Here is a 22644-nt window from a genome sequence, read left to right on the forward strand (position 1 = left end):
AAAGCCAAACCGCAACAGCCAACAAAACGTCAGACACTGGCGAGGCCAGCGATAAAAAAGCCGCTGTCGCCGCTGCCGTTGCCCGTGCCAAAGCGCGTAAAGCCGCTCAACAAAAACAAGATAATAAGGAATAATCAACGTGGCGTTTTTCATTGCAAGTTCACCACACGCCCACAATAAGCGCTCCACCAGCCATATTATGCTGACCGTTCTCCTGTGCGCATTACCAGGACTCGCGGCACAGTGGTATTTCTTTGGATGGGGAGTATTAATCCAGCTAACACTCGCCGTGTTAACCGCCTGGACAACAGAAGCACTGGTGATGCGGTTACGTCGCCGCCCGGTGATGGCCTATTTACGTGACAATAGCGCGCTGCTCACTGCATTTCTTTTGGCCGTCGCGATCCCCCCGATGGCACCTTGGTGGGTGATCGTAATTGGTACCGCGTTTTCTATCATCGTTGCCAAGCATATTTATGGCGGGCTGGGTCAAAACCTGTTTAATCCCGCCATGGTTGGCTATGTAGTGTTGTTGATCGCATTTCCAGTACAAATGACCACCTGGCTACCGCCCGAAAGCCTTGCCACCCATGCGTTAACCTTCGGTGATACCCTAGCCGCTATTTTCAGTGGCTATACGTTGGACGGTTTTAGTGTTAACCAACTCCGTATGACCGTCGATGGTGCGACCATGGCCACGCCACTGGACACCATAAAAACCGCATTAGCCGGCGGACAAACCGTCAGTGAGGCCTTGCAACAGCCTATATTTTCTGCCGTTGGTGGCAAAGGCTGGGCCTGGGTGAATACGCTGTATCTGCTCGGTGGTTTGGTATTGATTCAACGCGGTGTGATCAACTGGCATATTCCGGTTGCGGTACTCACCGCCTTATTATCAAGCTCACTGTTGGGCCACTTGATTGCGCCCGATCAATTAGCGTCGCCGCTGATTCATTTGTTGTCTGGTGCGACCATGCTGGGGGCATTTTTCATCGCCACCGATCCGGTTTCCGCATCCACGACGGACAAAGGGCGCTTGTGGTTCGGCGGCCTCATTGGGGTGTTGGTGTACTTGATCCGTACTTGGGGTGGCTACCCCGACGGTGTCGCGTTTGCAGTGATTATCGCTAACTTATGCGTGCCTTTGATTGATTACTACACCAAACCGAGAACTTACGGCCATGCGAATAAGCGGGCAGAGAAGAAGTCACAGTCATGATTGAAACAATACGAAAACATGGGGGCATCTTGGCGATCGCAGCCCTCTTATCCACCGCATTAGTGGCGGTTACCAATGCGCTGACTGAAGACACGATAAAAGAGCAACAACAAATTCAGTTATCCAAAGCGCTCAATCAAGTGATCCCAAAAGCGCGCCATGATAATCCGCTTCACCAAAGCTGCCGCTTGGTGACAAACTCGGACGCACTCGGCACTGACGAGGCGCAACCTTTTTATGTCGGCACCTTGAACGATGAGGTGACCACGGTCGCCATTCAAACCATCGCCCCCAATGGCTACAATGGCGCGATAAAAGTGCTGATCGGGATGGATGCCACCAGTCATCAAGTCTTGGGCGTACGGGTCCTCGAGCACAATGAAACCCCAGGCCTGGGAGACAAAGTGAGCTTACGTGTGTCGGACTGGGTACAGAGCTTTAGCGGCAAGACAGTGACCAGTGAAGACGATAAACGCTGGGCGGTCAAAAAAGATGGCGGTCAGTTCGATCAGTTTACCGGTGCGACCATTACCCCCCGGGCGGTGGTTTCCGCGGTAAAAAAAGCGGCCTGGTTTGTCAGCCAGCAACAAGCTACCTTGCTTAACCAACCTGTCAATTGCGGAGGTGCGTCGTGAACAGTGACCACAAAGCGCTGATGAAAAATGGCTTATGGAGCAACAACCCCGCCTTTGTGCAGCTGCTGGGGTTGTGTCCACTGCTGGCAGTCTCTGCCACCGTCACCAATGCGCTGGGCCTCGGCATTGCAACACTGGCTGTGCTAGTGGGTTCCAACTTAATCGTGTCGGTGATCCGAGAATGGGTGCCTAAAGAAGTGCGTATCCCAATTTTCGTGATGGTGATCGCCTCATTGGTCACCTGTGTGCAATTGGTGATGAATGCCTATGCTTACGGCCTTTATCAGTCACTCGGGATCTTTATCCCCTTGATTGTCACCAACTGCATTATTATCGGCCGCGCTGAAGCCTTTGCCTCAAAAAACCCGGTTGGCTTATCGGTTAGTGATGGTTTTTGGATGGGAACGGGCATGACTGCAGCGCTGGTGATACTCGGCGCGATTCGAGAGATTATTGGTAACGGCACCTTGTTTGATGGCGCCGATCTGTTACTCGGTGATTGGGCCTCGGTACTACGGATTGAAATTTTCCAATTCGATACCAAATTCTTATTGGCGATATTGCCACCCGGTGCATTTTTAGCGGTGGGCTTTTTGATCGCTCTGAAGAACATCATTGATACCCATCTTGCCAGTAAGACAGAATCCGAGCAGAAACCAGTGATTGAACGCGCGCGGATCACCGGCAATCAGTGACGGGATAGGGAAATGAATAAAGAAAAACGACAACAGATTTTAGAGCGGCTGCGGGACAACAATCCCACACCGCAAACAGAGCTGCATTGGTCTACCCCTTTCGAGTTGTTGATTGCAGTGTTACTGTCTGCCCAGGCCACCGATGTGAGTGTCAATAAAGCGACCGATAAACTCTATCCGGTGGCCAACACACCAGAGGGCTTATTGGCACTAGGTGTGGATGGGGTGAAGTCCTATATCAAAAACATCGGCCTGTTTAATTCCAAAGCCGAGAACGTGATTAAGACCTGTCGTGCGCTGATCGAACAGCACGGTGGTGAGGTGCCAGAAAACCGCGAAGCGCTGGAGGCCTTACCCGGTGTCGGGCGTAAAACGGCCAATGTCGTGCTCAATACCGCATTTGGTTGGCCCACTATTGCGGTCGACACCCATATTTTTCGAGTCTCTAATCGCACCAAGTTTGCGATGGGTAAAAACGTCAATGACGTGGAAGAGAAACTAAACAAGGTGGTGCCCAAAGCGTTTAAGGTCGATGTGCACCATTGGCTTATTTTGCACGGACGCTATACCTGCCTGGCACGCAAACCCCGCTGTGGCAGTTGCATCATTGAAGATTTATGTGAATATAAAGATAAAGTCTATCCAGACAGCTAACGCTATTTCAGGCGAGCACTGGCAAGTAATAAAGGAGCAACGTCATGTCTAACGGCAGAATTCTACACACCATGATCCGCGTCGGTGATCTGGATCGCGCAGTGAAATTTTACACCGACGTAATGGGTATGCGTTTGTTACGCACCAATGAAAACGAGCAGTATAAATATAGCTTGGCGTTTGTCGGTTACAGCGATGAGTCTGACGGTGCGGTGATCGAATTGACCTATAACTGGGGCGAATCGGAATACGATCACGGCAACGCCTTTGGTCATATTGCGATCGGTGTCGACGATGTTTACGCCACCTGTGATCAAATTCGCCAAGCCGGCGGCAATATCACTCGCGAGCCAGGTCCAGTAAAAGGTGGCAGCACTGAAATCGCTTTTGTCACTGACCCTGATGGTTATAAGCTCGAGCTTATTCAAAACAAGAGCGCATCTGCTGGCCTAAACGGTTAACTGACACCTGCTCATGAAGCTCACTCGCTTAACAGAGTGAGCCTTAGTGATAGCGACATAGCCAAGACAACAAAGCCCTGCTTTAACCGCAGGGCTTTGTTATTTCTGTCGCTGGGAACTAAGGTTCGCTTTTGGTTTGTCATCCTCGGCTGAACGTCCGCCTACTCGCTGAACGTTGACTGTGCCTTATAACAAGGTCCTACCCAGAGAGATCACCACACGACGGTTTTTACTTCGGCCAATGGGATCCTCGTTATCGGCGACCGGCCGGCGCTCGCCATAGGCTTCAACGGTAATCCTGTCCTCAGGCAAGCCCAAAGAGGTAAAGTAGTCACGTAATTTCTTCGCCCGCCGCTCCGACATTTGTTGATTGGCGGCGCGTGTGCCTCGTGCATCGGAATAAGTGGCGACCAAAACCAAATCAATATCATCGCTATAGCGGACAAATTCGGCAATTTGGGTTAAGCGTTGGCGGCTCGCTTTGGTGAGCTCATCGCTGTTTTCTTGATAGCGCAACACGGTAAAGGAAATGTCCTCAAACGCGTAAGGCAATAAGGTGTTTAAGCATTGGCTAAATTCTTGGTACGGTGCCCCAAACGCCACCGCAGACAGGGCAACATCGATTTGACGCTGTTGGCGCCGCCAATCTTGAAAACTAAAGGTAGGAAAGCGACCTTCTTCCAATTCGCTCAACATCGACCAGGCCGTTTGGCCGCCGACATAACCATCAAACTGTTGGAAAAACTTAAGCTGGTCCATGTATCGGGCCGGTTCACCGGGCATCCAATCGGCAGGCATGGATAGCAAAGATACCGGCGCTGTCTCACCCATAGGACGCTGCATCTCCAACTCGAAATCTACATTCATGTCTTTGCTGGCGCGCGAGGTAAACGACGCGAGCCCGTATCCAGGGATATTATGCTGCAGGCGGCACTCGATCGGTGTATCTATGGTCACCGCCCAGTTCGACTCGCCAAGCGATGCGACATATTGCTTGTTTGCATAAACATTACCCGCACTCAATAGACCCACGGTGAGGGCCAGCGCGCCCGGCAACACATTATTAATCAGGCATGGCTTAAAAAGGCGAGACGCCATTCTGGACTCCGAACTTCGCATGAGGCTCTGCACAGGCTTTATGATCCTTGGAGTGGCATATTTGCACACCTAAAGAGGATGCACCCAGCAGTGAGAGACGGTTTAACCAACAAGAGTAACGATAAAGATATCGACCGGCAAGATGGTGACTTTAGCTTATCGTCCGGATTTGCGATAATCATGCTCTGATTATTGTAAGTAAAGTGACATTGCATGAGCCAAGAAAGCGATCTAAACAGCCTTAAGGCCCGATTCCGTGGTTACTTTCCCGTTGTTGTTGATGTGGAGACAGCCGGGTTTAACGCCAACACCGATGCATTACTCGAAATTTGCGCGGTAACCTTAAAAATGGATGAGCAAGGCTGGCTCGCTCCGGATAAAACATTGCATTTTAATGTCACGCCTTTTGAAGGCGCCAACTTAGAGCCAGCGGCCCTTGAATTTACCGGCATTCGTGATCCCTATAGCCCCTTGCGCGGCGCGGTTGATGAGGGCGAGGCCTTAAAAGAGATTTTTAAACTGATCCGTAAAGAGCAAAAAGCGGCAGAGTGCCAGCGCACCATTATGGTCGCCCACAATGCCAATTTTGATCACAGCTTTGTGATGGCCGCCGCCGAGCGCGCGAAACTAAAGCGTAACCCCTTCCACCCTTTTGCCACCTTTGACACGGCGGCTTTAAGCGGCTTGGCTCTCGGGCAAACCGTGCTGGCTAAAGCCTGTAAAACCGCTGATATTGCTTTTGATAACAAAGAAGCCCATAGCGCCCTTTACGATACCGAGCGTACGGCCGAGCTATTTTGTGAAATTGTTAATCGTTGGAAGCGCCTAGGCGGCTGGCCTTTGCCCTCTGCGCCTGACGCGCAAGAAGAGACGCCCGAATAAAACCCCAGCGCGTGAGCCGACCCACGGTTATCCGTTGCAGCAATAAATGCATGATTCAATTGTTAACAACTTGTTTGTTGTCACATTTTTGTGATCTTATTTTGGCCTCTATTTAGCCAGCATATTAACCACGATTAAACAGGCACATAAGGAGTGAGCGACAGAATTAATTTATCCATATTACGCCAAACACGGGCTGAGATGAGTAATAAACGCTTTAGAGTATTTACTTAAAACAATCGATAGAAACATTATCAGCCCAACCAGGTGACATCGTGCGGCATCCGTTTTGAAACCAACCTTTAACAAACGCGAAATTGGTGCCAGTATTGAACCTGTAGAACATCCGACCACTTCTCTCGCCCACGTAAGATGGGCTTTGAAGCGGCGGCCCCAAAGAACAAGAAGCTTAATTAACATAGGAGTGAGGCGCGTTATGTCATCACTATTTAAGAAATCGCTAGTGGCAACCAGTTTATCTTTGTTAGCCGTACAAGCACACAGTGCCGGCTTCCAAGTATCAGAAACCTCGGTATCCGGTTTGGGGCGTGCTTTTGCCGGTGAAGCCGCTATCGCAGACAATGCCGCCGTCGGCGCACGCAACGCGGCTGCCCTAACCCGTTTTAACACCACCGCATTCTCGGGCGGCTTAAGTATCATTGACCCGGATGTGCATGCGGATGCTACTCCAGGAGCCTTACCTCAAGGCTCAACCAGTACGAGTGCCAAAGATATTGCTCCTACTGAATACGTGCCTAATATTCATATCATCCAGCCGATTGATGACAAATTAGCGGTGGGCTTCTCTGCTTTTTCTAATTTTGGCTTATCGACTGATTATCCAAAAGACTTTTACGCGGGGTCAATCGCTGGTTCTACCGAACTGGTGACCATGAACTTTAATCCCAATATTGCTTATAAGCTTAACGATCAGTGGAGTATTGGTGCCGGTATCAGTGCCATTTACGCGGATGCTGAGCTAAAACGTCAGAAAGGGGCGTTAGCAAATATTCCATCTCCACCAGGACCTGGAGGTGAGCCCACAGATCAGGCAGCAAAATTAACCGGCGATGGTTGGGGTTTTGGCTGGAATCTAGGCACCCTTTGGGAATTAGATGAAAACAACCGTTTTGGTCTCACCTATCGTTCTCAAACCGATGTCACCCTGGATGGTAAATATACGGACGGCACAGGAAATAAGCTTAAAACAGGAAATCCGGCAACCGTCGACGGTGAGTTAGAATTGAACCTACCAGACATCCTCGAATTCTCCGGCTTCCATCAGCTAAATCAACAATTCGCTGTCCATTACAGCGCCATGTACACCGGCTGGGATAGCTTTGAAGAGCTTAAGGCAACCGGCTCTCAATGTACCAATAACACCTGCTTCGAAAAAGAAGAAGGGTGGGATAACAGCTGGCGTTATGCGCTAGGTGCGACTTACACCATGGACGATCATTGGGCCTTCCGTGCCGGCTATGCCTATGATGAAAGCCCGGTATCAGCAGAAAAACGCACACTAAGCATTCCAGATTCTGACCGTCACTGGTGGAGCCTGGGTGCCACCTATACTGCCAATGACAACCTGTCGATTGATGCCGGCTTTGCCTTCCTCGATGGTGATCAAGTCGGTGGGCAAGAAAAGCTCACTGAAAGTTCGTCCGTTCCTGTAGATACTACCACTAGTTTCTCAGCTGGTGGCGATGCTTACATCTACGGTTTGCAGCTGAACTACTTGTTCTAAATACTGCTACCTAGCCATCACCCAACAAGCCGGCCTACATAGGCCGGCTTTTTTCGATCTAGTATCCCGCCCTGAATGACATTAGAAGCGATGGCTGGCCGCTATGATGGAATAACGCAACCAAGCCCCGTACACAGACATGCCGTGAACCCATCCCTGGGGGCGGCGCCGCGCCCTATTTGCCTACTTTGCTGGTCGCGAATTTCAGCAACGCTGACAAGCATGAAAGAAAGTAACCAAAAAAAAACGATTTCCCCTCGACACAGACAAAATTTTGCGCAAACTGGGTAGCTTAATTACAAAATCATAGATAACCCCTGCGGCAATGCTGCAGTGATAACCCCTATAACAGGAACGTTTCCATGAACCCGGTAGTCATTTCAGTCTGTGTCATGCTGGCACTGGCCCTTATGCGCGTCAATGTCGTCGTCGCACTCACCTTTAGTGCTGTCCTTGGTGGCCTGGTCGGTGGGCTCAGTATTTCCGAGACCATCAGTGCCTTTGAAGGCGGCCTTGGCGGTGGTGCCACTATTGCGCTCAGTTATGCGATGCTCGGTACCTTTGCGGTCGCAATTAGCCGTTCAGGGATCACCGATGTTCTCGCGCACTCGGTGATCCGCAAGCTTAACGCGCGCCCAACCGATGCCAATACCGCCACCTTTAAATATGTGGTCTTGGTCTTATTAGGCCTTTTGGCTATTTCGTCGCAAAACGCGATTCCGGTCCACATCGCTTTTATTCCTATTGTGATCCCACCTTTATTGCATGTGTTCCAACGCTTAAAGCTCGATCGTCGCCTGGTTGCCTGTGTGCTGACCTTTGGTTTGATCATGCCGTATATGGTGTTGCCGGTCGGCTTTGGCGGCATCTTTTTGAATAATATTTTGCTGAAAAACCTCAATGACAATGGCCTAAACGTGGTCGCCAGCCAGGTGCCGACGGCAATGTTATTACCGGCAGCCGGGATGGTAGTAGGCTTGCTGATCGCAACCTTTATCAGCTATCGCCAGCCACGCCAATACAGTGAAGGGGACGTCCTCACTGCTGAGCCGGAAAACCACGCCATTAGCCCCCGTAACCTGTGGGTTGCAGGCATTGCGATTGTCGCGGCGTTAAGCGTGCAGCTGATGGCAGGGTCGATGATTGTCGGCGCATTGGCCGGCTTTATGGTGTTTACCTTTGGCGGCGTGATCCGTTGGAAAGACACCCAGGATGTGTTTACCAAAGGGGTACACATGATGGCGATGATCGGCTTTATTATGATCACCGCCGCTGGGTTTGCCGCGGTAATGAAAGCAACGGGTGGTGTGGAGTCCTTAGTCGCTTCTTTGTCAGGCTCGATTGGCGATAACAAACCGCTCGCGGCGTTTTTGATGTTGATTGTCGGTTTACTAGTGACCATGGGGATCGGCTCGTCGTTCTCGACCATTCCGATTATCGCTACCATTTATGTGCCACTCTCACTGGCGTTTGGCTTCTCGCCGATGGCAACCATTGCCTTGGTGGGAACGGCCGCCGCCCTGGGCGATGCTGGCTCACCCGCTTCGGATTCTACTTTGGGTCCAACGTCGGGCCTGAACGCCGATGGCCAACATGAACACATTTGGGATACCGTGGTCCCCACCTTTATCCACTATAACCTGCCATTAATTGCCTTCGGCTGGTTAGCCGCGATGATGCTCTAGGGCGTAAACGCGCTATGTGAGTAAAAAGGCGGTATAGACAAGAAAAAAGCCACGTTTTATAACGTGGCTTTTTTCCTGATACGGCTCGTTTCAGTGATACGGCGAGAGCCGGATAAACGCGAACAATTACTCGTTTTCACTCGCATCACGACGCGCGGCCGCTTCTTTGACCAGTGGCTGTAACTCACCTTTTTGGAACATTTCCAAGATGATGTCACACCCGCCAACCAGCTCTCCGTCAACCCACAACTGTGGGAATGTTGGCCACTGTGCGTAAACAGGTAGCTCTGCGCGGATCTCTGGGTTTTGCAACACATCCACGTAAGCAAACTTCTCGCCACACGACATCAGCGCTTGAGAGGCTTGTGACGAAAAACCACAGCTTGGTAGTTTCGGCGACCCTTTCATGTATAGCAGAATCGCGTTTTCTTCGATTTGCTGCTTAATTTTGTCCATTGTTTCCATTGCTTCCTCGAACACTGTCTGTGAATCTTATTTTGATTCTACTGGTTAACAGGCTGGAAAAAAATGCCTAAATGTTTTGTGGGATTAAGCGTAAAAATTTTGCTGCGATCCTTTTAATAAAGTAAAAACTTGCTAAACTAGACTTAGCAAAACGAAAATAGTAGTCACACTCGATGGTTAGGTGGCGATAACGGCAATGGGTAGTCAGTGATCATCCGTTGTCAGTCATTCGTATTTGCCCCTGCACTGTCAGTGATCGACTACAGGAAGCACTCTCACGATAAAAACGGAGATATATAGCAATGTCATTCCAACTACCTGAATTACCTTTCGCAAAAGACGCACTAGAACCACATATCTCAAAAGAAACACTCGACTACCACTACGACAAGCACCACAACACCTATGTGGTGAAGTTGAACGGTTTGATCGAAGGCACAGATTTCGAAGGTAAATCACTCGAAGATATTATCAAGACCTCGTCAGGTGGCGTGTTCAATAATGCGGCCCAAGTGTGGAACCACACCTTCTACTGGCACTGCCTAAGCCCAAATGGCGGCGGTGAGCCAACAGGTGACGTTGCAGACGCGATCACCAAAGCATTTGGTTCGTTTGACGAGTTTAAAACTCAGTTCACCAATGCTGCTGTGACTAACTTCGGCTCAGGCTGGACTTGGTTGGTGAAAAAAGCAGACGGGTCGGTTGCAATCGTCAACACCTCGAATGCCGAAACACCCGTGACTCACGATGGTGAAACGCCATTGTTGACTGTCGACGTTTGGGAACACGCGTACTACATCGATTATCGTAACGTGCGTCCAGATTACCTCGCTGCATTCTGGAAACTGGTTAACTGGGACTTCGTCGCGAAAAACTTCGCAGGCTAAACCAATCGCCAACAGACCGAGCGCGAAAAAGGTCTGTTGCAAGCCCTGGCTCTTGTAAACCTAGGTTCTTGCAAACCTAGGCGCTTGTAAACCCAGGCTTACCAATCACTAGGAGGCGTTTATCGCCTCCTTTTTTTATGCCTGATACGCTTTGCAAACTCGCATTTTGGGCAAAAAAAAACCGCCAACTAGGTTGACGGCTTAACGGAGCTTGATAAATCCAAGAGAATTAATCTTGTTCTTTTTCTGACAAGATAATCCGCAGCGTGCGGCGTAGCGGCTCTGCCGCTCCCCATAACAGCTGATCACCCACAGTAAAGGCATTAAGGAAATCATCCCCCATCGCCAGTTTACGGAGACGACCCACTGGCACAGACATGGTGCCTGTCACTTTTGCTGGGCTCAGATCCGTCATGGTCACGTCACGCTCGTTAGGCACCACGCTGACCCAGTCATTGTGCGACGCAATCATGTCTTCAATCTCATCCATCGGCACCGCTTTTTTCAGCTTAATGGTCAGCGCCTGGCTGTGACAGCGCATGGCTCCCACACGGACACAAGTCCCGTCAATAGGAATCGGATTGTTTTGTAACCCTAGGATCTTGTTGGTTTCAACCGAAGCTTTCCACTCTTCCTTGCTTTGGCCGTTGTCACGCTTGACGTCAATCCAAGGGATCAATGAGCCTGCGAGTGGCGCACCAAACTGCTCGCTAGGAAAATCGCTCGAGCGTAGGGTTTGAGCCACTTTGCGGTCAATATCTAGAATAGATGTTGCAGGGCTTGCTAAGTCAGTGTTCACTGAATCATTAATGACACCCATTTGGCTGATCAGCTCGCGCATGTGTTTTGCGCCTGAGCCAGACGCCGCTTGGTACGTTTGCGCGGTCATCCACTCAACCAGACCGTTTTGATACAAACCGCCTAAGCCCATCAGCATCAAGCTAACCGTACAGTTACCGCCGACGAACGTGCGCGTGTCGTTATGGATCCCCGCTTGGATGTGTTTGAAGTTAATCGGATCCAAGGTGATGATACTATCATCTGCCATTCGTAATGATGACGCTGCATCAATCCAATAGCCTTTCCAACCTGATTCACGCAGTTTTGCGTAAACATCGTTGGTGTAATCGCCGCCTTGGCAGGTGATAATAGCATCGAGGGTTTTGAGCGTTTCAATGTCATAGGCATCTTGTAACATGCCTGCATCTTTCCCGTAATTCGGCGCTGCAATCCCGACTTGTGAGGTGCTAAAAAACACAGGTTCGATATGGTCGAAGTCTTTTTCTTCTACCATGCGCTGCATCAGCACCGATCCCACCATGCCGCGCCAGCCAACTAAACCTACTCGCATCATAATTTTCACACTCCATGTTGTGTGACCGCCGTTAACAACAGCATATGGTTGCCTGACAGTCAGTGAAAAAACGTTTTTGATACTAACACGTCTTATCACGGTCGTCAGGTTAACGCCTCTGCCTGCTTATTAAATGACCTCATTTTCAAGTTTCCGTCACCTATGTCTAACTTGATTTAACGTACAGGCGTCTAAAAAACAAACTGAAAAACACAGACAAAACAAAATATTGAAACATTTAAACACCCTTAAAATAACCATATATTAACTAATTATGTCAGGATGTAACTTAATTCGCGCGCGACTCACATAAGCGACAAAAATGTTTCCCATCACTTTACTCTGTTAGCTAGAGTAGGGCCCCTCACAAATGGAACAAAGGATACTGAAACAAGGACAGTGATGTGAGTTTGGTTGTTGCTTAAGGCATCGCTAAATCGCGCAGGGAGTAGTCGCGCAATCACAGACGATCCACCTTCCGATAATGATATTGACTCGCTCAACGCTATCGGTAACCCGCAAGCGACCGGTTACCCAGCAAGCGACGTGAAGAAGGTTAAGTTATGACAACACAGCAAGCTCGATTACCCTCCATCATTCAGGTGGTATTAGCACTTGGCGCCTTTTTGGCGCTCGCGTTTTCGTTTACCGCCAAATTAGACCTCCCCATTCAACTGGCCTTATTTATCGGCTGGTTTGTGATTATGGGATTGGGGTTAAAACTTGGCCATCAATACAAAGATCTTGAAAGTGCTGCCACGAAAGGAATTTCTAACGGCTTAGGCGCCGTTTTAATACTTCTATCGGTTGGCGCATTGGTAGGTACCTGGATTGCAGGCGGGATCGTCCCCACTATTATTTACTATGGTCTTAAAGCTATCCACCCTTCTATCTTCCTTTTAGCGACCATGTTGATTTGCTCGTTAACCGCTTTAGCGACGGGCACCTCTTGGGGGGCTGCCGGAACCGCGGGTATTGCCATGATGGGGATTGGTCAAGGCCTTGGGATCCCTGCCCCAATGACGGCAGGTGCCGTTCTTTCAGGGTGCTACTTTGGTGATAAAATGTCGCCATTGTCTGATTCAGTGATCCTTGCCTCGTCAATGTCTGGCGTCGAAATCGTTGAGCATATTAAAGGCATGCTGCCGATTGCACTGATCAGTTACATCATTACCGGTATTCTGTTTACTCTGATTGGCTGGCACTACGCAGGCAATGTGGATATGAGCCAAGTAGAGATGGTGAAGCAAGCGATGCAAGATCAGTTTGTGATTTCACCACTATCCTTTGTGCCGGTGCTGATTGTCCTCGCGCTGCTGGCAATGCGATTACCGTCTTTCCCGGTCATTAGTTTTGGTTCATTACTGGGTGTGGTTTGGGCCGTAATGCTGCAAGATATGACCCCCGTGAACGCCATTAATACCGCGTGGGCGCCGTTTTCTATCTCATCGGGTGTCGACTTTATCGATGCCATTCTCAACCGCGGTGGCATGTCTTCAATGCTCGGTTCCGTGGCTGTGATTGTGTTTGGTCTGGGTTTTGGTGGCTTACTCGAAAAAGTCGGGGTCTTGCATACCATTGCCAGCTTGTTTGAGCGTCGCGTTAACAGTGCAGGTAGCTTGGCAACCTCCACCATCGGCACCGCCTTTATGGGGAACGTATTCGGCTCGGCCATGTATGTGTCGCTGATCTTAACCCCTAAAATCTGTGCCAAAAACTACGACAGACTGGGTTATCAACGTAAAAACTTGTCTCGTAACGCTGAATTTGGTGGCACGTTAACCTCAGGCATGGTGCCATGGAGTGATAACGGTATTTATATGGCCAGTATTCTTGGTGTCGCCACCTTGTCTTATGCACCTTTCATGTGGTTAAGCTTTGTGTGTATTGCCGTCACCATCGTGACCAGCTACTTCGGTTGGTTTGTCGATAAGGTTGAGCCAAACCAGGCCGCGCAAGCGCAAGAAGATACAACCGCAATAGCGTCTACGCCAGAGCGTGCCTAACGAGCAATAAAAGCGCTTAAAAAAAAGCGGGACACGTTAGCCGTGTCCCGCTTTTTTTATTCATCGTCTCGACTGGATAAACGGCGTTGTAGTTGGTCACGCAAATTTGGGGGCGTCCCTTTTATGGTAAGGGTGTCTGTGTCTGGATCGTAGAACACGCGCTCCCCCATCAACATGGCATCAAAGTTGACCGATAAGCCACCCCCCGATCCGACAAATTTAGTTAACTTGCGCATGGTGGTGCGGTCGGCAGGAAACTGCGCTTCCAGTTCATAGCCTTGCTGGTTGGTGTATTGATAAAAGTCCGTTCCTTCGGGGGTCGCTGGCAATTCCTCCGCGAGCTCTTTGACCACCACTTCATCACCCGCTTTAAGCTGATCGTTACAGTAGTCATACACCTGCTTGCGGTAGTTGTTCTTCTCTTCTTTATCTAAACGGGCATCATCACAGTAATCCTCAACCGCCTGCATCAGCACTTGGTTTTGCTGTTTACTGTCCATGCCCACTTCCGCTTGCAAAAAATCAAGGAAGAAGTCTGCAACTTTGCGCCCAACTCGCCCTTTGATAAACGACAAGTAACGATTTGATGCCGGATCCGTCTCCCAGGTAGACAAATCAATCCGTGCCGCGATATCCATTTTGCTGACATCTAGGTATTCGGTGGCGTTAACGTCAAGCTCGTCCGTGACACGTAAACTGTGCTTTGATTCCACCACACCAATAAATACGTAGTCAGTGGCTAAGGCACGATAATGCGCCATCACCAAGGTGCCACTATCGGCAAATGGGTATTTCGCGAGCTCAGCGCGCAGACGTTCAACGGCACGTTCAGAAAAGGCTCGAAAGTCCAGTTCGTTAGCGCGGTAAGCCTTTAACCATTGCTGGAATTCACTCTCGGTGTCGAACAACGCAAACCCTTTGCCTGCTTTTGCATGATAAACCCGATGTACATCGGCCATCAGATTTTCGGTTTGTTCGTTGAGCGGTAATGGTCCGTCGCGAAGCTGAACATTAAGCGAATCATCAGCTTGTTTGACAATTTGATGTAATATTACGTTAGAAAGCGTGAGGGTCATGATTGAAAAGATTTTCAGTAAGACTAAAGTGTGGGTTATTATACGCTGCTTTGGTTTTAAGAAGACAAGACGATTTTATGCCTGTAACCTCAAAATATGATGATAAGCAAGTGGAACGTATTATCAGTGATGTTGTCAATGTGTTAGAGCAACACGATGCATCGACGGATTTATCACTGATGGTGATTGGGAATGTCGCCACCAATATCCTTAACCACAATATTCCTGCCGCACAACGTCAGGCATTTGCCGAGAAGTTCGCCCAAGCATTAATGGCATCCATCGATAACCAATAACGCTTGCAGCAGTATCTAATCAGAGAAGAATAAATTTGTATGGTTGATAGCGGAACATCGTATCGCGACAAAGTATCCCAGCTGATCAGTTGGGGGCATTGGTTTAGCTTTTTCAACATCATTGCCGCTATGTTGCTGGGCACCCGCTATATCAGCCAATCTGGGTGGCCAGACACCCTATTAGGGCAAAGCTACTTGATCTTTAACTGGGTCGGCCACTTCGGTTTCCTGGTTTTTGCGCTTTATATTCTGATCATTTTTCCAGCCAGTTTTATCATCCCGTCTCAGCGTCTTATGCGGCTTTTTGCGGTAATAGTCGCGACTGTCGGAATGATGGTATTGCTGCTAGATATTTACGCCTATCAAACCTTACACCTACATCTTAATCCCTTGGTGTGGGAGCTGCTTTTAAGCGGCGAAAAAACCGATATGAATGCCCACTGGCAGTATTTATTTATTGCTGGGCCGGTGATCTTTATCTTAGAGCTGGTCATGGCCGAGTGGGTGTGGCGTAAGCTGCGTAAATTAACCCGTAAACGCGTTGGTGTTCCGGTTGCCAGCGTGTTTGCTCTTTGCTTTATTGCCAGCCATTTAATCCATATATGGGCCGATGCGTTTATTTACAGCCCGGTCACGGCGCAGCGTTCGACCTTTCCTGTCTCGTATCCGATGACAGCAAAAACCTTTATGGAAAAGTATGGCTTGCTCGATCGACAAGAGTATCAACGCCTACGCGAGCAGCGCGGCCAAGAAACCAGCGAGGTGATTCGTTATCCGTTGGAGCCACTGTCATTTGCGTCAGATGCCAACAAATACCGCCCAAACTTATTGGTGGTGATGGTTGAAGGGTTGCGTGCCGATATGCTTAACCCAGTCACTATGCCTCACCTGCATCGTTTCGCTACCGATAATCTGTGGTTTAAGAATCACTTCAGTAGCAGCAACGATGATATGGCCGGTTTGTTTGGTTTCTTTTATGGACTGCCGGGCAGCTATGCGCAAAGCGCGCGAACTGAGGGTTTGCGTCCTGTATTGATGGATACGCTCAATCAACGTCGCTATCAACTCGGGCTGTTCAGTGGCGATAACTTTTCTAACCCCATTTACTATCAAAGTATTTTTAGTCGCGCACTCGACCGAGATACACAGTCAGAGGCACCGGCTTGGCAGGCCGATGCCAGTGCGATCACCTCGATGCAAAGCTGGCTACAAGGGCGCCAAGCAAATACACCTTGGTTTGGTTATTTAGAGCTCGCCACGGTGAATGAATATGAGCAAGGCGGCGACTATGCGCAACCTTTCCAACCGGCGCTTAACAGTGGAATGGCCGGTGTCGACCAGCAAACAGGCTTGGTCCTCAAAAATAGCTATAACAATGCCGCTCACTATCTGGATGAGCAATTGGGCGAACTGATTCAACAGCTTGAGACTTCGGGAAAGCTAGCCAATACCGTAGTGATGATTACGGCAAACCACGGCATGGAATTTAATGAAACCGGGATGAATAGTTGGGGGTCGAACTCAAACTACAGCCGTTATCAGCTTCAAGTACCGATGGTGATGCACTGGCCTAATCAACCGGCCGAGCAGATCAATCATTACAGTAGTCACCTTGATGTGGCACCGACATTGATGGAGTCGATGCTATCGGTGAGCTCACCCGCCGACAGTTACAGTAGCGGTGTGAATCTGTTTGAACTCGAGAGCCAATCACGCAAATGGGTGTTGGCCGGTGACAGTCGCGATATTGTGGTGATACAGCCACAAAAAACCACGGTGGTGGATAAATTTGGCAATTATAAAGTCTATGATCGCCACTATACCCCACTTCCCGAAGGTAAGCCCCAGTTGTCACTATTGATGCAAGTGATGCACGAATTAAAGCGTTTCTATTATCCTGAGGATCACGAGCCGCAATAATGGCCAATAAGTGGCGCATAAGTAGCCAAACAATTGAAAAACGGGGAAACAACCGCGTTTAGCAATTGACAGTCATTAGGTCGATTCGTAATATAGCGCTTAGTCGGTCTGTAGCGCAGCCTGGTAGCGCACTGTCATGGGGTGTCAGGGGTCGCTGGTTCAAATCCAGTCAGACCGACCAACACATATAAGCCCGTCACTCAATGAGTGACGGGCTTTTTCGTATGGTACGTTCAACAAGGATAAACATCCTGTTCGCGGCGGGCACTTATTCGGCTTGACGCCCGACAAACGCGGCAACAATGGTGTCTTCTCCATATTGCCGGGAAAAGACATACGCGCCTGGTTGAGGGATCACTTGGTGCGCGCCCGCACCTACCGCAGGGTGGCGTTGCCTAAACTGCCCCACTTTTCGCCAATGGTTTAATAACCCCGCCTGCATGGCGTTACGCTGCCACACCATATCCGAGCGTGTTCCTTGGTGAAAGTCATCGCCGTAAGGGCCTAAATCACGTCCAACTTCATCACCGTAATAGACTTGCACCGCACCGGGCGCCAGAAGTAATGCGTTGGCAGCACCGCGCTGCATGCTGGCATCTTTAAAACGGCTAAAAAAGAGCTCGGTATCATGAGACGACATATAGCTAACCGGAATGAAATCCGCTTCTGTTTGCATGGTCTCAGCGTACGCGTGATACGTGGTTTCCATTTCACTTAAACAATACGCCCCTTTGTCCATCCGCTTTTGCAGATCAAAGTTAATCAGTGCATCAAAGCCTTGGTCAAAATAAGGGCTCCGGTAGGCATTGTGCCCCCATACTTCTCCCATCATCCAAAAGGGCTCGCCCGTTTGATTATTAGCGGCGCGCCAGCTTTTCAATGCCTCCGAGGCGTGTGCTTTTAACGCTCGCCAAACCTCACCATCAACATGCTTGACGGTATCAACACGAAAACCATCAATACCAAAACGCGCAACCCACTGGGTTTGCCATTCGAGTAAGTAATCACTCACTGTGTAATTGTCTCGCACCTTTACCCGCGTGCCGGGATTGTTGAGCAACCATTGTGGCGGGGTCACCGGTTGCGAAGATTCAGTTTTAAAGTCAGGCAATCCGGCTAAGGTCAGCGTTTTATCGCTGCTGCCAGGCTCATCGTACCCCGGTAATCCTGCGCGTACCCAGTCTTTTCCCCACCACTGCTGCCAATTCGTGCTCTTATAATCAATCGCATCATGAAAGTCATGCCAGCTTTGTCCGTCACCGGGCTGCCAATTTTGCCATTGCGCCGGTAATTCAGTGTCATTGACTACCTCAATCCCGTCTTGCTGTAAATCCGCGAGCGTTGCGTAACCTGGGTGATTGACGACTGCGTCCAGAAACACCTTTAGTCCGCGTTGATGCGCTTCGTCGACCAATTTTTTTAGTGTGGCATCATCACCAAAGTTGTTGTCTACTTGGGTAAAGTCACGCGACCAATAGCCGTGGTAGGCATAAAACGGAAAGTCCCCTTGACTGCCACCACCGACAAACCCGGGAACCTGCTCTACGATCGGCGATAACCAGATTACATCGGTGCCGAGCGCTTGGATATAATCCAATTTGTCGATCACGCCTTGTAGATCTCCGCCATGAAAGGTACCAATGTTTTGCGCTTTATCCTGACGCCGCCCATAGCTGTGATCATTACTCGGATCGCCATTGCTGAATCGGTCCACCATGACAAAATAAATGTTTGCATTGCGATAGGTAAAATCTGGCTCTGGTGCTGTAACCGGGGCGAGCAACACCAACCCGCCACTTTCAGAGGCCGGGGTGAGCGTCACGCTGTGATTTTTCACCGTGACAACCTGCCCACTGAGCGCCTCTTTTAATTGCGTGCCATCGGCAAAACTCTCTCCCAAAGAGAGGGTGACCGGCCCACCTTGATAGCGGTGACACTGGACATCGGGCAACGGGCGTTTAAACCTTGATGCGGTCTTTTTCGGTTCACGTTTAACGCGGATTGTTTGCGTCTCTGGCTGATAATAAAACCCATAATCCCCAGCAAAACGCACGGTAAGTTCAAAGTTTGTCTGATCTTGGCAAGAAAGCGGAATAGGCGTATTAAATTTCGCGTTCTCGGGAGACGCGGCCTGACAGTCACCTGCTATCCCTTCCACACTGATTTGGTAGGTGTTCTTACCTAACGAGAAGACCGCTGGGGCGTTGGGATCAAGCGGTCGGTCAGACTGTGTCGTTGCTGTGGTTACCGTGATATGCGGGGCCGCCGCAGTGGAAAACGACGCTGCCATAGTCAACGAGGCCGCTACCGCGATGGCCAGCCGCTGTCGAGGAAAGAAAAAAGTCATGATTGTGCTCCTTGCCATTTTCTATCAGAGTAAAAAAACAGCAAGGCATTGACATCATTCCTGCCTCTGCGCCCTAAAACTGTGAGCGATGACAGTTAGAGGAGGAGCCGATTACGCGCCGCACTCTCCCTCCGGATCCAGGCCTAACAATTCGCTCATCTCCACGGCGGGAATAGGACGGCGATAGAGAAACCCTTGACCAAAGGTGCAGCCCAATTCATGCAAAATCGCCTGTTGATGCAAGGTCTCAATGCCCTCAGCAACGACCCCCATCCCAAGGCTATCGGCCATGGCAATCATAGCCGACACAATTGCCACTTCTTGTTCATCGGGTGATTGGCTTTGTATGTCTTTAATGAAATGACGATCAATTTTTAATTTTGAAATGGGGTAGCGCTTGAGATAAGCCATCGATGAATAGCCAGTGCCGAAATCGTCGATCGCAATCCCAACCCCTTTATCACGTAATTGCTCCAGCACTTTTAACGCGTTGGCTTGGTTTTCTATCAAGGTATTTTCGGTAATTTCTAACTCTAAAAAGCGCGGATCGGCGCCGGTGCGGTCCAAGGCCTCAAACACCACTTGCGTAAAGGCCACGTCGGCAAGGTTGCGCGGCGAGATATTCACCGCCATAGACACGTTGAGGCCCGTATCCTGCCAGACTTTTAATTGCTGACATCCAGTCTCAACCACCCACTGCGTGATATCGTGGATAATCGAGCGCTCTTCGGCGACATCAATAAAGTGAAACGGTGATAACAGCCCCCGCTCTGGGTGATGCCAACGCAATAACGCCTCGACGCCAATAATATCGCCGGTCACCAGATCGACCTGGGGTTGGTAATATAATTCTAACTCTTCATTTTGCACACACTGACGTAGCTCGACCGCCAAACGTAACTTGTGATTCGCTTCTACCGTCAACGCATCATTGTAAAACGCATAGGTGTTTCGCCCCGATTTTTTCGCGTGATACATCGCCGAATCGGCAAAGGTCAGCAGATCATCAGTACTCGCGGTATTCTCTGGATATTGGGCAATGCCGATACTGACACCGATTTGAGCGTCGATCCCACCTTTGAGCATAAACAGGCGATTCATGGCATGGATCACATCTTCAGATAAGCGAATACAGGCATTATCATCAGCATGAATCACCCGTAGGATCACAAATTCATCGCCACCGAGACGGGCTAAGGTATCGCCCTCCTCTAACAGACCCTCTAAGCGCTGACTGACTAATTTAAGGAGTTCATCACCGACGGTATGGCCATGGCTATCATTGACGAACTTAAACTGGTCAAGATCGAGAAACATCAACGCCAGCTGGTTACGCTGGACCGTTTGCCTATTCATCGCTTGACGAATGCGCGACGTAAGCAGCAGGCGATTCGGTAATCCGGTTAGCGAGTCATTGTGGGCCAAATCAATCAGTTTTTTTTCTGAGTCTTTAAGCTGGGTGATATCAGAGAAAACACCGATATAATTCACCACGTCACCGGCGTCATCTTTTACTACACTGATCGAGAGAAGCTGTGGATACACGATACCATCTTTGCGGCGATTCCAGATTTCGCCTTTCCAATGTCCCTCTTGATGTATCTGCTGCCACATTTCGGCGAAAAAATGTGCGTCATGACGGCCCGAATTCAGAATGGATGGCATTGCGCCGACGACATCTTGTTCTTGATACCCGGTGATCGCACTGAAGCCACCATTGACGGCGACGATAGCACCTTGCGCATCCGTGATCAGCACCCCTTCGCTCGATTGCTCAAAGATTTTCGCATTGAGCATCAATTTACGTTCAACCTCTAACCGTTCAGATACATCGTGGATAACCGAGAACAGCAGGCGGGCGTTACCAACGGTGATCGGGGATGAATGAACCTCGACCTGGCGACTCTCACCGTTTTTTAGCCGATGTTCAAAAATAAAGCAGTTTTTCTCGCGCTGTCTCGCCTGTGAAAGGCTTTGTTTGAGGGTGCTGTCGACTTGTGTATTAATCTCGCTGATACTCATCGCTGTGAGCGTTGCATGGTCATAGCCATAAAAACGTTGGGCACTGTCATTAGCATCTAAAATTTCGCCACTTTTGGCATCCAGTAACATCATCACCGCATCATGGCGTTTAAAGATACTCCTAAAGCGGTAACTATCATCAACCATGCGACCAATCGACTGCGCAAAGCTGCGTCCAGCATTTAATCGGGCATATAATCCGCCGAGCCAAAACCCTAAGATAATCAAGCCAACTCCCCATACCGTGGGGTGAGGGTGCAAACTTTTCCAACCGTCTTGCGGGATCCCCAATAAGCGCCAGTGGCCGGAAGGCAAGCTCACTGCGACGGATTCAGGGGACTGCGTTAAGATCGAGGGGTCACCGAAAATGGGGGTAAACCTCCCCTCGGCGGTCGATTTTTCTTGCAACACCACACGCACTGGATACGCCTCGCCTTCGGCAAAGCTTGCGGAGAAAAGGCTATCAATATCGAGCACCGTGGATAACACGCCCCAGGGTAACCCTGTGTTTTGATTGATGATCGATTGACGTGCAATTAAGGCGGTTCCGCCTTGAAGAAGATCGACCGGCCCTGAAATCACGGGCTCACTGGAGGCATACGCCGCACGTACACTGGCTAATTGCTCAGGCACATCATGGTAACGCGTCCCGACTAACGATGATTTTAGGTTCTCAGGATACACATGGCTGATCACCCAATTACGCGCGGCACCAAAATTGAGGATATGAGGAGATTTGGCTTTTAACTGGCTGGCAAAGCGGGAAAATTGGTCTTGCGTCAGATCTGGATTTAAGCTGATATAGGTGGTCAGTCCATGACTTAAATCGACATTCTGCGTCACTTTAAGCTCAATCCGGGAGCGGTAGGCCAACAAGGCGTTACGAACGTCTTTTACTTCTTGGTCATGGGCTTGTTGATATAGCCAAAACTCCACGGAAGCCACCGCAAACATGAAAACCATCACGGAGATAACCACATTATAAATGAATCCGACTCGCGCCGAGCGGCGGGCGACTTTATCAAGTGCCGATGGAACAGCTTGCTGCATGACCTGGTACAACCTTATCTCGCTCTGCTTATGGAGCGAACATTAACCAAAAACCTCAGGTGTAGCACGTGATTATAAAGGGCATAGAGAGAATCGCCAGTGTTACCGGTCAGTTTCACCGCATTACACAGGCTCTGTATGCGTAGGA

18 protein-coding genes and 1 tRNA gene are annotated in these 22644 nt (G+C 49.7%); 13 read left to right on the forward strand and 6 right to left on the reverse strand.

From position 1 onward, the window contains the following. Positions 1 to 139: 139 nt before the first annotated feature. Genes rsxD through gloA form a run of 5 tightly spaced genes read left to right on the forward strand, consistent with a single transcriptional unit; the run spans position 140 to position 3664 of the window. Complete coding sequence (rsxD, locus tag BZJ21_RS05235) at positions 140 to 1219, forward strand: electron transport complex subunit RsxD (protein ID WP_077460383.1); 1080 nt, start codon at positions 140 to 142, stop codon at positions 1217 to 1219. Beyond that, a complete protein-coding gene (rsxG, locus tag BZJ21_RS05240; protein WP_077669298.1) occupies positions 1216 to 1854 on the forward strand; it encodes an electron transport complex subunit RsxG in 639 nt (212 codons plus the stop codon). Before rsxD ends, rsxG begins: the two co-directional genes overlap by 4 nt. Beyond that, positions 1851 to 2549: an electron transport complex subunit E gene (locus BZJ21_RS05245; protein ID WP_021022310.1), complete on the forward strand. Its 699-nt coding sequence runs from the start codon at positions 1851 to 1853 to the stop codon at positions 2547 to 2549. Before rsxG ends, BZJ21_RS05245 begins: the two co-directional genes overlap by 4 nt. Positions 2550 to 2561: 12 nt before the next feature. Next, positions 2562 to 3203, forward strand: a complete 642-nt coding sequence (nth, locus tag BZJ21_RS05250; protein WP_021022309.1) for an endonuclease III — start codon at positions 2562 to 2564, stop codon at positions 3201 to 3203. 44 nt (positions 3204 to 3247) lie between these two features. Further along, positions 3248 to 3664, forward strand: a complete 417-nt coding sequence (gloA, locus tag BZJ21_RS05255; protein ID WP_021022308.1) for a lactoylglutathione lyase — start codon at positions 3248 to 3250, stop codon at positions 3662 to 3664. A gap of 186 nt (positions 3665 to 3850) precedes the next feature. On the opposite strand, the gene motY is transcribed toward gloA, so the two are convergent. Continuing rightward, positions 3851 to 4762 carry a flagellar protein MotY gene (gene motY / locus BZJ21_RS05260; RefSeq protein ID WP_021022307.1) on the reverse strand — a complete coding sequence of 304 codons (912 nt, stop codon included), beginning with the start codon at positions 4760 to 4762 and terminating at the stop codon, positions 3851 to 3853. A gap of 213 nt (positions 4763 to 4975) precedes the next feature. Between motY and rnt the strand changes: the two genes are divergently transcribed. From rnt to BZJ21_RS05275, 3 genes are all read left to right on the forward strand, one after another. After that, the gene (rnt, locus tag BZJ21_RS05265) at positions 4976 to 5644 is read left to right on the forward strand and encodes a ribonuclease T (protein WP_021022306.1); all 669 of its coding nucleotides are present in this window, start codon (positions 4976 to 4978) and stop codon (positions 5642 to 5644) included. 436 nt (positions 5645 to 6080) lie between these two features. Further along, a complete protein-coding gene (locus tag BZJ21_RS05270; protein WP_077669299.1) occupies positions 6081 to 7388 on the forward strand; it encodes a porin in 1308 nt (435 codons plus the stop codon). 362 nt (positions 7389 to 7750) lie between these two features. Further along, positions 7751 to 9073, forward strand: coding sequence for a Na+/H+ antiporter family protein (locus tag BZJ21_RS05275; RefSeq protein ID WP_021022304.1), 1323 nt, complete (start codon positions 7751 to 7753; stop codon positions 9071 to 9073). Positions 9074 to 9199: 126 nt separating this feature from the next. On the opposite strand, the gene grxD is transcribed toward BZJ21_RS05275, so the two are convergent. Next, positions 9200 to 9538, reverse strand: coding sequence for a Grx4 family monothiol glutaredoxin (gene grxD, locus BZJ21_RS05280; RefSeq protein ID WP_021022303.1), 339 nt, complete (start codon positions 9536 to 9538; stop codon positions 9200 to 9202). Between the two features lie 302 nt (positions 9539 to 9840). Between grxD and sodB the strand changes: the two genes are divergently transcribed. Further along, entirely contained in the window at positions 9841 to 10425 is a 585-nt protein-coding gene (sodB, locus tag BZJ21_RS05285; RefSeq protein ID WP_021022302.1) for a superoxide dismutase [Fe], read from the forward strand. A 229-nt stretch (positions 10426 to 10654) separates the two neighbouring features. On the opposite strand, the gene asd is transcribed toward sodB, so the two are convergent. Beyond that, entirely contained in the window at positions 10655 to 11779 is a 1125-nt protein-coding gene (gene asd, locus BZJ21_RS05290) for an aspartate-semialdehyde dehydrogenase (protein ID WP_021022301.1), read from the reverse strand. Between the two features lie 563 nt (positions 11780 to 12342). Here asd and nhaC point away from each other — a divergent pair. Continuing rightward, on the forward strand, positions 12343 to 13785 hold the full coding sequence (gene nhaC / locus BZJ21_RS05295) for a Na+/H+ antiporter NhaC (RefSeq protein ID WP_077669300.1): 1443 nt from the start codon (positions 12343 to 12345) through the stop codon (positions 13783 to 13785). A gap of 56 nt (positions 13786 to 13841) precedes the next feature. Here the strand turns inward: nhaC and yejK are convergent, their stop codons facing one another. Continuing rightward, positions 13842 to 14861 carry a nucleoid-associated protein YejK gene (gene yejK / locus BZJ21_RS05300; protein WP_077669301.1) on the reverse strand — a complete coding sequence of 340 codons (1020 nt, stop codon included), beginning with the start codon at positions 14859 to 14861 and terminating at the stop codon, positions 13842 to 13844. Between the two features lie 77 nt (positions 14862 to 14938). Here yejK and BZJ21_RS05305 point away from each other — a divergent pair, with 77 nt between their 5' ends. From BZJ21_RS05305 to BZJ21_RS05315, 3 genes are all read left to right on the forward strand, one after another. Continuing rightward, positions 14939 to 15157, forward strand: coding sequence for a YejL family protein (locus BZJ21_RS05305; protein WP_021022298.1), 219 nt, complete (start codon positions 14939 to 14941; stop codon positions 15155 to 15157). Between the two features lie 39 nt (positions 15158 to 15196). Further along, positions 15197 to 17077, forward strand: coding sequence for a DUF3413 domain-containing protein (locus tag BZJ21_RS05310; protein ID WP_077669302.1), 1881 nt, complete (start codon positions 15197 to 15199; stop codon positions 17075 to 17077). A gap of 104 nt (positions 17078 to 17181) precedes the next feature. After that, positions 17182 to 17258: transfer RNA gene (locus tag BZJ21_RS05315), tRNA-Pro, on the forward strand. An 87-nt stretch (positions 17259 to 17345) separates the two neighbouring features. On the opposite strand, the gene BZJ21_RS05320 is transcribed toward BZJ21_RS05315, so the two are convergent. Continuing rightward, complete coding sequence (locus BZJ21_RS05320; RefSeq protein ID WP_077669303.1) at positions 17346 to 19424, reverse strand: alpha-amylase; 2079 nt, start codon at positions 19422 to 19424, stop codon at positions 17346 to 17348. A gap of 111 nt (positions 19425 to 19535) precedes the next feature. After that, the gene (locus BZJ21_RS05325) at positions 19536 to 22496 is read right to left on the reverse strand and encodes a bifunctional diguanylate cyclase/phosphodiesterase (protein WP_077669304.1); all 2961 of its coding nucleotides are present in this window, start codon (positions 22494 to 22496) and stop codon (positions 19536 to 19538) included. Positions 22497 to 22644: the final 148 nt, after the last annotated feature.

This window comes from Salinivibrio costicola subsp. alcaliphilus (assembly GCF_001996185.1).
In the GTDB taxonomy this organism is placed as follows: domain Bacteria; phylum Pseudomonadota; class Gammaproteobacteria; order Enterobacterales; family Vibrionaceae; genus Salinivibrio; species Salinivibrio costicola.

What these genes read in the sequence shown, in the direction of transcription:
- rsxG (WP_077669298.1), top strand. Translation starts at nt 1,216, where the DNA reads ATGATTGAAACAATACGAAAACATGGGGGCATCTTGGCGATCGCAGCC.
- nth (WP_021022309.1), top strand. Translation starts at nt 2,562, where the DNA reads ATGAATAAAGAAAAACGACAACAGATTTTAGAGCGGCTGCGGGACAAC.
- gloA (WP_021022308.1), top strand. Translation starts at nt 3,248, where the DNA reads ATGTCTAACGGCAGAATTCTACACACCATGATCCGCGTCGGTGATCTG.
- motY (WP_021022307.1), bottom strand. Translation starts at nt 4,762, where the DNA reads ATGGCGTCTCGCCTTTTTAAGCCATGCCTGATTAATAATGTGTTGCCG.
- rnt (WP_021022306.1), top strand. Translation starts at nt 4,976, where the DNA reads ATGAGCCAAGAAAGCGATCTAAACAGCCTTAAGGCCCGATTCCGTGGT.
- BZJ21_RS05270 (WP_077669299.1), top strand. Translation starts at nt 6,081, where the DNA reads ATGTCATCACTATTTAAGAAATCGCTAGTGGCAACCAGTTTATCTTTG.
- BZJ21_RS05275 (WP_021022304.1), top strand. Translation starts at nt 7,751, where the DNA reads ATGAACCCGGTAGTCATTTCAGTCTGTGTCATGCTGGCACTGGCCCTT.
- grxD (WP_021022303.1), bottom strand. Translation starts at nt 9,538, where the DNA reads ATGGAAACAATGGACAAAATTAAGCAGCAAATCGAAGAAAACGCGATT.
- sodB (WP_021022302.1), top strand. Translation starts at nt 9,841, where the DNA reads ATGTCATTCCAACTACCTGAATTACCTTTCGCAAAAGACGCACTAGAA.
- asd (WP_021022301.1), bottom strand. Translation starts at nt 11,779, where the DNA reads ATGATGCGAGTAGGTTTAGTTGGCTGGCGCGGCATGGTGGGATCGGTG.
- nhaC (WP_077669300.1), top strand. Translation starts at nt 12,343, where the DNA reads ATGACAACACAGCAAGCTCGATTACCCTCCATCATTCAGGTGGTATTA.
- yejK (WP_077669301.1), bottom strand. Translation starts at nt 14,861, where the DNA reads ATGACCCTCACGCTTTCTAACGTAATATTACATCAAATTGTCAAACAA.
- BZJ21_RS05305 (WP_021022298.1), top strand. Translation starts at nt 14,939, where the DNA reads ATGCCTGTAACCTCAAAATATGATGATAAGCAAGTGGAACGTATTATC.
- BZJ21_RS05310 (WP_077669302.1), top strand. Translation starts at nt 15,197, where the DNA reads ATGGTTGATAGCGGAACATCGTATCGCGACAAAGTATCCCAGCTGATC.
- BZJ21_RS05320 (WP_077669303.1), bottom strand. Translation starts at nt 19,424, where the DNA reads ATGACTTTTTTCTTTCCTCGACAGCGGCTGGCCATCGCGGTAGCGGCC.
- BZJ21_RS05325 (WP_077669304.1), bottom strand. Translation starts at nt 22,496, where the DNA reads ATGCAGCAAGCTGTTCCATCGGCACTTGATAAAGTCGCCCGCCGCTCG.